Here is a 10,603-nt window from a genome sequence, read left to right as displayed (position 1 = left end):
AGGACATTGACTATAGTGGATAACTTTAGTCACAAGTGCTTGGCCATCCATGCGCAAAAATCGCTCAAAGGAAGCGATGTCGTGCAAGTGATGGAAACTATTACTTTTGGGAACGAAGTGCTGCCAAAGCGTGTCAAAGTGGATAATGGAAGTAAGTTCATCAGTAAAGTATTGGACAAATGGGCCTATGAAAACAATGTCGAACTTGACTCCTTAAGGCCTAGAAAACCTGCCGATAACCCATTTATCGAAAGCTTCAATGGTCCGTTCAGGGACGAATGCTTGAATGCCAATTGGTTCTTTTCTTTGGAAGATGTACAGGAAAAGTTCGATATTTGGAGAGAAGACTATAATGGATTTAGACCGCACAGCTCGTTGGGGGACAAGTCCCCCAACGAGTATATAGAAAAGAATGAAAATAGCCCGGATTCTCTAGTTATGACCGGTACCTAAATATGGGAGGAGGTCATTATAATTCATATGTTTGTAATACAATTATTATATCTCCCGAGTATACGATTTTGATATAAATAGGTAAAAATAAGGCGTTTTCAGCTATAAAATTAGACTCATAACCCTAAGGTCACTGGTTCGGATCCAGTCTCCGCTATGAGTAAAAAGGACTACTGTTTTCGACAATAATCCTTTAACGAAGTAATAGTATCTTTTTCTATCTGGGCATAAATTAAGGGATTCCAGTTCCTGAATTATACTTCAAGGTTATAGCCTGTGTCTTCGATATCCCCGTAGTACTATGGGTAACCGTAAAAGTTACCGTAAGTTGTCCCGTAGCCATACTTAAATCCGAAAACTGACCTATAACCGCACTTGGAACCATTGGAATATCCTTTCTTTCCCTATAAAGAGTGCCATTTATATCCAATGTAGCTTTGGTCGTGTTCATCACCATGGTATATGCACCAAAGGGCATAGCACTATTCGGGGAAATATTGAAGTAAATATCTATGTCCCCCCGTGGATATCCTTCTTCGGGCACAGGATTGTAGGGATTTACCGAAAAAGTGAAATCCGGTTCAGGCGGTGCCTCCAAAATGAGTTCAACCATATCCGTGCCCGTGGCACCCAAATTGTCGGTTACGGTTAAGACAATCTGATACGTTCCCGCTTCATCGAAAGTATGGGAAACGGAAGAACCATCGCTATTGTTAATAATATTACCTGTAGAACCATCATCATCAAAATTCCATTCGTAGTTGACTATGGTCCCATCATCATTGGAACTAGCAACCCGAAAATCCAATGTCTTTGGAAAATTTCCAAAGGGTACCAGTATGGTTTCGTCTATTTCTACGGTTGGGTTTTGATTGGGAATAACACTTATATTAATTGTTCCGGAACTCGTACCTCCATTGCCATCCGATACGGTATAATCGAACCTGTCATTTCCAGTTGTGGCATTATAAATAATAGTTTGTTGTCCAACTCCAATGGATGCCGTTCCATTTATTGGATCTTCAATATTTGTAATAACCATTGTATCCCCATCCGAATCACTGTCATTAAGCAATACATCCAAAATGTTATTAACGCTATTTTCATAAACGGTGTAAGTGTCATCTTGAACAATCGGTGCCTCATTGGCCGGTGCATTATTCACCGTGACCGTCACTGTTCCGAAAGCGCTCGCCCCCTCATCGTCGGTGGCCGTCAGCCGAAAAACATAGGTACCCTCCCCAAGGCCCTCGACCAAGGTGCTGGCAGAGGTGGGACTCGCTATCGTCGCATTGCCCCCACTTTCCTTTGTCCATAAATATGATGCAACGCTACCGTCACTGTCAGAGGCACTGCCGCTAAGGGTCACCGAATCCGTGGGCAACGTAATGACCATATCATCGACTGCCGATACCGTGGGAGCAAGGTTCGCGGCCTCCACCGTGACCGTCACTGTTCCGAAAGCGCTCGCCCCCTCATCGTCGGTGGCCGTCAGCCGAAAAACATAGGTACCCTCCCCAAGGCCCTCGACCAAGGTGCTGGCAGAGGTGGGACTCGCTATCGTCGCATTGCCCCCACTTTCCTTTGTCCATAAATACGATGCTACGCTACCGTCACTGTCCGTGGCACTGCCGCTAAGGGTCACCGAATCCGTGGGCAAGGTGATCGTGGTATCGCTTCCGGCATCTACCACAGGGGGAAGGTTCGCGGCCTCCACCGTTACCGTCACCGTTTCGGAAGCACTCGCTCCCTCATCGTCGGTGGCCGTCAGCCGAAAAACATAGGTGCCCGCCCCAAGGCCCTCGACCAAGGTGCTGGCAGAGGTGGGACTCGCTATCGTCGCATTGCCCCCACTTTCCTTTGTCCACGAATACGATGCAACGCTACCGTCACTGTCCGTGGCACTTCCCGTCAGGGTAACGGAATCCGTGGGCAAGGTGATCGTGGTATCGCTTCCGGCATCTACCACAGGGGGAAGGTTCGCGCCGGCGTTTACCGTGACCGTTACGACATAGTCCTGTGTTGTCCCATCTTCCGCAGTGACCGTATAGCTGACCGGGTCGGTAAAATCCTGTTCGACTTCCGATTCCGGACTCAGGGTTTCCCCTATAAACGTTATTGTCGGGGCAAGGGACTTCACGTCCGTGCCCGAGGGCAGATTCACCGTAATGTCCGTGCCCGAAATGACGCCCTCCGTCCCGTTTATCGAGAACAGCGTAATCTCGGGGTCCGCAGCGACCTCGGCGACACTGACCGTCCACTCCTGGACATCACCGTTACCGGCCGTGACCGTATAGGTGACGGGATTCGAGAAATCAAGCTCCGCATCCGCCGTGGGGGAGACCGTCGCGCCCTCCGATACCCTAAGCTCCTCGGGGGCCGTGGCCAATTCCGTTCCCTCGGGGACATTTAGGGATACCGTATGGCCATCGGGGTCGATCGTGGACGTACCGATCTGCCCCGGCAATGAGAAGGCCACGATGTCGTTGCCCTCCGGTGACAGTTCCTCCACCACCTCAAGGCGCACCTCCGCGGTAAGTTCCTGACCGTTGCCGTCCCTCAGGTCGAAGGTAAGGATGACCGTACCAAGGGCTTCCGCCATGAAATTGTATCGATAGGTACCGGGAACGATATCCACATAGGCGTCCATTTCCAATCCCGTACCGTCCTCCAGGGTAAGTTCCCCCGACCCCTCGACCATACCGTAACTGCGTTCGTACGCCACATCGCCCGTTCCCTCGTTGCCCAAGGTGACCGTAATCGTCGTAAGGCCGCCGACCAAAAGCTCGGTGTCCGACGCCGTGGCCGTCCATGTGGCGGGGACCTCCGTCAGTATGTAGTCCAGTTCAAGCTCCTCCGTGAATCCGTAGGGGTCCTCGGCAACGAAGCGCACCCTATGGTCGCCCACCTCCGACCCGATATAGACCAGGTCCTTGGCCAAGCCGTCAAGGGCGTAGGCCTGCCCGGGCTCCAGCACCTCCCCTTGGCCGTCCTCGAAATGTCCGTCGCCCGATTCCACGGAATAGCTGAAATTATAGGTATAACCTTCCAGCACCTCCTCCGGGACCACTGTCAAGGCCGTGGGGAGCGGTTCCCCCACATGGCCCTCCTCCGTGTTGTCGCCCGACAGCACGAACTCCACCTCCGTCAAAAGGCCTACGTCCTTCGTGCAGGCAAACAGGACGGTCAACATCAAAATGAAATACGCTAAGGGTCTGTAGTTCTTGTACATGGTTAAGGAACATTCTATACAATCAGGACAAAATAACAACCGTTGATTATTTCATCAAATTTATTCGTTGTAGGGTATATTATTAAAAACTTAAGCTAAAATAAAGAATACATTTATACAAAATGTGCTGAATGACCTACCTGGGAATAGCATTATTGGCCATAAAATCCGTTATCGTTTTGCCTCCACTAGAAAAAGTAACGGTAGCCGCACTTGAAGGATCTGAGGAAGAATTATGACTACCTGAAATAGTTATACTTCCTGAAGAAGGAAATTGAACAGTTATGCTTTCTGAACTGGGATAAGGACACCCTTCTGCCTGTGCCCCTGGACCACAAATTATCCAATTAAAATTCACACTTGAACTCCTTAAAGTAGCCCCTCCATCACCCGTAGCACTTATGCTTATTGTGACATTAGCATTAGGCGGGCCGCTTAACACACCTGTACTAAGATCCCAAGTTAATTCCGTAGGCGTAGAACAATTAATACTGACCGCTCCTGAAACATCACTTCCGCTTATGGTATCGTCAGCATCGTTATTCGGGGTGTCCAAGGCAATGGCCACTTTATAATAGCCTGTATAATCAGTGTTAGACAATCGATAAACATTTCCGACAATAAGCTTTGTTTCTATTTCAATATTGAGTTTTGCCCCGCCTAAACTGCTACCATTACAAAAATTGGCAGTAGCTTCGGTTAAATTTGCCCCTAAACGCTCAAATCGATGATATCGCAACACAGATGATACAGTAATAGTTATGGTCGCGCTCACTGCAGGGTTGATTCCGTCATTGACGGTATAGGTAATCTCATCGTTGCCCGAAAAGCCATTGTTAGGGGTATAGCTGATCACCGTACCCGAAATGCCGGCCGTTCCGTTCACAGGGTTGCCTTGGATGCCCACAGTAAGGGGGGCGTTCTCGGGATCCATGATCTCCCCGGCCACATCGATGGTATTATTGCTCGAGTTCCCTTCGACGGTCACCGTAAGGTCGTTCGCCGTCGGGGCCCCGTTTGCCACCGTATTCACCGTTACCGTAATCGTCGCGCTCACCGCAGGGTTGATTCCGTCATTGACGGTATAGGTGATAACGTCATTGCCCGAAAAGCCATTGTTAGGGGTATAGCTGATCACCGTACCCGAAATGCCGGCCGTTCCGTTCACAGGGTTGCCTTGGATGCCCACAGTAAGGGGGGCGTTCTCGGGATCCATGATCTCCCCGGCCACATCGATGGTATTATTGCTCGAGTTCCCTTCGACGGTCACCGTAAGGTCGTTCGCCGTCGGGGCCCCGTTTACGACCGCATTGACATTCACTGTAACAACATATTCTTTTGTTACACCGCCCTCAGTGACCGTGTAGGCAACGGGGTCCGTAAAGTCCTGTTCGACTTCCGATTCCGGGTTTACCGATTCCCCTATAAACGTTATCGTAGGCACCAAGGCCGTGACGTCCGTACCTGCGGGAAGGCTTACCGTAATGGCGGTGCCCGAAATGACGCCCTCCGTCCCGTTTATCGAGAACAGGGTAATCTCGGGGTCCGCAGCGACCTCGGCGACACTGACCGTCCACTCCTGGACATCACCGTTACCGGCCGTGACCGTATAGGTGACGGGATTCGAGAAATCAAGCTCCGCATCCGCCGTGGGGGAGACCGTCGCGCCCTCCGATACCCTAAGCTCCTCGGGGGCCGTGGCCAATTCCGTTCCCTCGGGGACATTTACGGATACCGTATGGGCATCGGGGTCGATCGTGAACGTACCGATCTGCCCCGGCAATGAGAAGGCCACGATGTCGTTGCCCTCCGGTGACAGTTCCTCCACCACCTCAATGCGCACCTCCGCGGTAAGTTCCTGACCGTTGCCGTCCCTCAGGTCGAAGGTAAGGATGACCGTACCAAGGGCTTCCGCCATGAAATTGTATCGATAGGTACCGGGAACGATATCCACATCGGCCTCCATTTCCAACCCCGTACCGTCCTCCAGGGTAAGTTCCCCCGATCCCGCGACCATACCGTAACTGCGTTCGTACGCCACATCGCCCGTGCCCTCGTTGCCCAAGGTGACCGTAATCGTCGTAAGGCCGCCGACCAAAAGCTCGGTGTCCGACGCCGTGGCCGTCCATGTGGCGGGAACCTCGCTAAGGGTATAGGTGAGTTCTAGTTCCTCCGTAAAGCCATAGGGGTCCTCCGCTAGGACACGCACTTTGTGCTCCCCTACCGTTGTGCCGATATATTGCAGGTTGCCGGTCAATCCGCTAAAGGGATGTTTCTCCCCGGGAGCAAGGTTTTCCCCCTTGTCGTCCTCGAAACCGCCCTCCCCCGATTCCACCGAATAGGTGAAGCTATAGGTATAGCCTTCCAAAACTTCCTCCGGGACAACGGTAAGGGCCGTAGTGAGCCCTTCGTTAATATGGCCCGTATCGGTATTGTTCCCTACAAAATCGAACTCTACCTCGGTCACCAGGCCTACCTGCTTCGTACAGGCGATAAGGATGGCTATAACAACCACAGAATATATAAGTTTGTCGTATAGCCTTTTCACTTAACTTAATTTAAGTTAATTTATTTATTGAAATAATACCTTAACCCAAGGCCTGTGTAGTTAGTAAAACTCCCGAAATCACTATTTGCATGAAAATATTCCGATGTACGGATGATCAATGATATATGCTCACTGACAATAATATCGATATCCCCCGTCAATACGGCTCCGTAAATAAACTTACTTTCCCCATTGACCGATACAATGTTTGATACCTCGACCTCTCCGTTATTGACCATTTCATAGCCTGCCAAAACACCGCCCCCTAATGAGAGTGCCTGCATCCGCCTATTTCTACTATAAAGGGTTATGAAATATGAATAGCTCGCCGTTAAGCTTGAATAGGGAATAGATTTTATTCCTGACTGATAGTTTGCAATGGAGACATTTAAGGCCAATTCCGTAAAGGTGGTCTCACTAAGATTATTATCCAGGGTTAACTCACCACCATAACCCTCTCCGAACATACCACCGGAGACCGAAAAAGTATTTGTATAACTTTGCCCTATCATGAAAACGGGGATGCAAAAAAGTAAGACCGAAAATATTTTTTTAATATTCAATTGGAAGGGGAATTTACTTGTTTATTATCTAACGGAAGTATCACCATATTGTCGGTGTCTTTTTCTGCCAAGGCCACATAAATAAGTTCCTTGCTACTTAATTTGAAATTTTTGAAAACATATACGATCTCATTGACACTTGCCGGATCAAGGGATTCTTGTAGGTTAAAGGTATATCGGGGTTTCATAATTTTTTGTAATTGACCAACAGCCGCTTTTTTAAAGAAACTTACACCATCTATATGATACTCCCTTTTGGAATTATTCTCAATCTGGAGTATAAAGTAAATTTCTTCCCTGTCAACCAAAATATTGTTCAATTTTAAGACAATTCTTTTATTCTGTCTAAAACTTCTCTTAAAAACTGTTTTTTGTAAATAGTTGTTTTCACAAAAAATACGATAATATTCCTCCCTATCGACATCATATAAGTCTTGCTCAACCCCGGAAGCGTCATTATAAACGGTTCCTTCCGATTCAAGTTTAGGGCTATTTTCTGGAATTATTTGGTTTTCAATGGGATTACTAGGAATTTCTTTCTCAACTATTGCCTCTTTCAGCATTTCTACCCCTTCGTTTATCGAAGGTTTAGGCAAAGGGGATTCTTGGGTTTCTTGTAAATCTTTGCGGGGTTCTTGGTCCGTTTCAGTTTGAACCGTAGGCCCTTGATTTAGTTTCCCCACCGCTTGCTCAGGTGAAATTATATAATTGAACTTTTCTACATTCTCTGAATAACTCAAGTTAAACGAAAAGATAAAACCATTTTCTGTTATCACCGTAAGGTTACTGTTCTTTCCTTTTCTAGCTTGTAAGGCCCCTATATTCGAGCTTTCATCATAGGTAAACCTAAAATTAACCCCAGGTTCTACAATTTTCACCAGTTTGGACGGAAAAAATAGACTCACAGTACTATTCTCGTTACATGCTACCGCCAATGGGGATTGGGCGACCATAGTATTACCCACTATCAAGAAAAAAAAACCGATAAATAAATTAAAGAGAATCGGGGATACCTTCATACATAAAGAAAGTTTAATATTTTCTATAGCTTTTTACCTACAAAAAAAAGAAGGCTTAACAAAACATTAAAATACAAAAATACTAATAAAGGGAGATATCCCAATAAATTATCGTCGAAAGGCTAGAGTTGTAGGTTTATACCGTCAAATAAAAAACCAAAAAATTCTATCATCACACAACCATTGTGCCGGCCGCCCTACTCTTACCAGCCATAACCATCATATAAGTTTCCTTTTGATTTTCCCTAAAGCATAAGGGTCTTGAATTCATTAAAACTATCGGGAAACACATGAAAAACAACACTCTTTTAGTTTGGTTTTTTACCTCATCCGACTTTAAGAAAGAGCAGTGTTCATATTTTATCTTATCCCTGCCTCTTCTTAACATCAAGACTCTTACCTATTGCGATTTCTTTTCCTCATTACATTCGTCTATAAACAAAATTTACTTAGAAAATAAAATTATACCGATTTCAAATATAGCCTGGCCAGCTAAATTAAGTCCTAAAACAAAGCTCGCCGATCATTGTAATCACAAACTATCGTTTTCCTGACTATCGGACTCTTGTATGATTTCTTTTATCTTTCCGTTGGCAATAACCGCAACGATATCCACAGCCCTTTTTATCCCTAATGATTTGTAGAGTTTTGAAGCAATCAATTCAATATCGTAATCCGCTTGGACATTCTCATGGTTTCTCTGGTCATATAGCACCGAAATAATTGAAAAATGAAGAGGTTGTTCCAGTAAATGATCCAAATGTTTGTGGTTCTCTAATTTTAATCGTTCATCCAAGGCTTGGCCTAGTTCTTTTCTAAGCGTTGGATAATTAGTCAAGAGTTTATCAAAATTATCGATTTGAGATTGAAGTATTTCGTCTTTAGGGGCATAAAAGTACACCTCGGCCAACTCATTTTGCCCCTCAATCTTCCATGACCCGCTAAAGTATCCCATTACCGAGTCATCACAATATTCAAAACTATTCTCGATTTTCCCCTTTCGTCCCAAATTGGTTTTTGCTATTGTTTTTTTAACCGATTTCCCCTTCTTAAGAATGTTTCGATATCTAAGCGTACGTTTTAAAAACACCCAAATTATCAGCATATGAACTATTGGGAAAAGCACTCTAAAAAAGAAGTCCTCTAAAGTATAATTACCGGAAAGATTGCCCTGAATATCACCTCCAAAACTTACGGCCATAAAAACAAAAAACAACGCGCTAAGCGCCAAGCCAATAGCTGAAGAGAGATAGCCATCCTTTGCCAACTTTTTATATACCCGTTTTTTAGAATTTGAATTTTCATGGGGAACACACTGCATAATCGCATCAAAATTTTCCAATTCCAAATCATTTATTTCAATAGAACCACCATGAATATCATAGAGTGTTGCGACGATATGAAAACTTTTGGAATAATGGAAATACTCTGAATGCCACCCTACAAACTCCAAATCACTGAACTTAAGTACTTTCTTTTTCGAAAAAAATGATGAAGCGGTAATTGTATTATTTTTAATGGTGACTATTTTAAAGCTTCTAAAAAGCCAAAATGACATAATACCTGCAAATACCCAGGCAATTATCATAAATAGAATGGCTAGTCCATTAACACGTACGGAGCTTGATGAACCCGAAGACAGTAAACCTCCCCAAAAAAAGGCCAAGCAAAAAACAAAGGCTAGGACCAGAAAGAAGTTTGGGACACCAATTTTATTTTTACCCATGATATTCTAAAATACAACTAAGGTACGTATTCATGAAGCAAAATTTAATGTTGCCCAATGTAATTCAGTTATAAGATTTCAGTTTAATTTACCATTTCCAAAATACTTAAATCGGCATTCACCTTTTTTTTAGTGGCGGTACCCACTTCATCTGGTAGTTTTATGACCATTAGATTATCTCTTGATTTCAAGCACCCTGTAGGTCTGTTTGATTTTCTTGGCAAGAAACAATCAAAAATATTATGTAGGTTATTGAACGAACACATCTTTTTCGAAGTATTTAAAATGCTCTTTAACAACTACCGAGCTATCAGAAGGAATGTCGTATACTATTTCCTCCATGATACGACCTCTTACTGTCTGATACCCTTTTTTTCTAGCGAAAATTCCAAAACTAGGAGTAAATGTCCCATCGCTAAAAGTATCTTTTTTTATCAATCCGTTTTCATATTCATTTTCTACAATTACCGTTAAGAAATGGTAATCCGATAGATAATATTCGTCCGATGAATAGTTGGAATTATAGCTCAAAACTTTTCCTACATTTTTACCCACTACCATCGTATCGGGTATTTCCAAACTAAAGAAAGAACTGTTTTTTAAGTCTATTTCCCCATTATTCAGATAATGTATCGATTGATTCTTGTACATACTGTCATGGATGACCAAGTACTCCTCCAAACTCTTTGGTTCACCATCTTGTCGGTAATAGTTCCACCAACCTTTTTTAATATTTTTTTGAAAAAGTCCCTTTGCTTTCAGCTTCCCATTTCTGTAAAATATATAAACCGTATCTGAAATACTACCATCTACATATTTCCCTTTGGCTTTAACTTCCCCCGAATCATAATATTCAATATACCCTCCGTTAAACAATCCATTTTCTCCTACTGTTGATTCAAACTTTAAATTACCACTTGGGTAAAACTCTTTGTGTACTTTATTTTTACACGAGAGCGCAACAAAAAAAATGAGTAGAAAACTTGCCGTACGAATCATTATTAATTTTGCTTTAACCAATAGTTCATCCCTCCTCTTTTGCTCTCATTTTCTCGACGGATC

General features: G+C 44.5%; 7 protein-coding genes. 1 reads left to right on the top strand and 6 read right to left on the bottom strand.

The genetic code is table 11. The annotated features are described in order from the left end of the window. Positions 1 to 6: 6 nt before the first annotated feature. On the top strand, positions 7 to 453 hold the full coding sequence (locus B4Q04_RS14675; protein ID WP_088697253.1) for an integrase core domain-containing protein: 447 nt from the start codon (positions 7 to 9) through the stop codon (positions 451 to 453). A gap of 232 nt (positions 454 to 685) precedes the next feature. Here B4Q04_RS14675 and B4Q04_RS14670 read toward each other — a convergent pair whose 3' ends face one another. From B4Q04_RS14670 to B4Q04_RS14645, 6 genes are all read right to left on the bottom strand, one after another. Further along, a complete protein-coding gene (locus B4Q04_RS14670; RefSeq protein ID WP_088697252.1) occupies positions 686 to 3,685 on the bottom strand; it encodes a PKD domain-containing protein in 3,000 nt (999 codons plus the stop codon). 136 nt (positions 3,686 to 3,821) lie between these two features. Continuing rightward, complete coding sequence (locus B4Q04_RS14665) at positions 3,822 to 6,233, bottom strand: Ig-like domain-containing protein (protein WP_088697251.1); 2,412 nt, start codon at positions 6,231 to 6,233, stop codon at positions 3,822 to 3,824. Positions 6,234 to 6,253: 20 nt separating this feature from the next. Continuing rightward, the gene (locus tag B4Q04_RS14660) at positions 6,254 to 6,745 is read right to left on the bottom strand and encodes a conjugal transfer protein TraO (RefSeq protein WP_013991761.1); all 492 of its coding nucleotides are present in this window, start codon (positions 6,743 to 6,745) and stop codon (positions 6,254 to 6,256) included. A gap of 47 nt (positions 6,746 to 6,792) precedes the next feature. Beyond that, a complete protein-coding gene (locus tag B4Q04_RS14655; RefSeq protein ID WP_088697250.1) occupies positions 6,793 to 7,815 on the bottom strand; it encodes a DUF4138 domain-containing protein in 1,023 nt (340 codons plus the stop codon). Between the two features lie 532 nt (positions 7,816 to 8,347). Further along, positions 8,348 to 9,403 carry a hypothetical protein gene (locus tag B4Q04_RS14650; RefSeq protein WP_123772384.1) on the bottom strand — a complete coding sequence of 352 codons (1,056 nt, stop codon included), beginning with the start codon at positions 9,401 to 9,403 and terminating at the stop codon, positions 8,348 to 8,350. A 387-nt stretch (positions 9,404 to 9,790) separates the two neighbouring features. After that, a complete protein-coding gene (locus B4Q04_RS14645) occupies positions 9,791 to 10,561 on the bottom strand; it encodes a toxin-antitoxin system YwqK family antitoxin (RefSeq protein ID WP_123772383.1) in 771 nt (256 codons plus the stop codon). Between the last annotated feature and the right edge of the window lie 42 nt (positions 10,562 to 10,603).

The sequence above is a fragment of the Zobellia sp. OII3 genome (genome assembly GCF_002211465.1).
GTDB classification, from domain to species: Bacteria; Bacteroidota; Bacteroidia; order Flavobacteriales; family Flavobacteriaceae; genus Zobellia; species Zobellia galactanivorans.
This window is presented reverse-complemented; position numbering and strand designations above follow the sequence as displayed.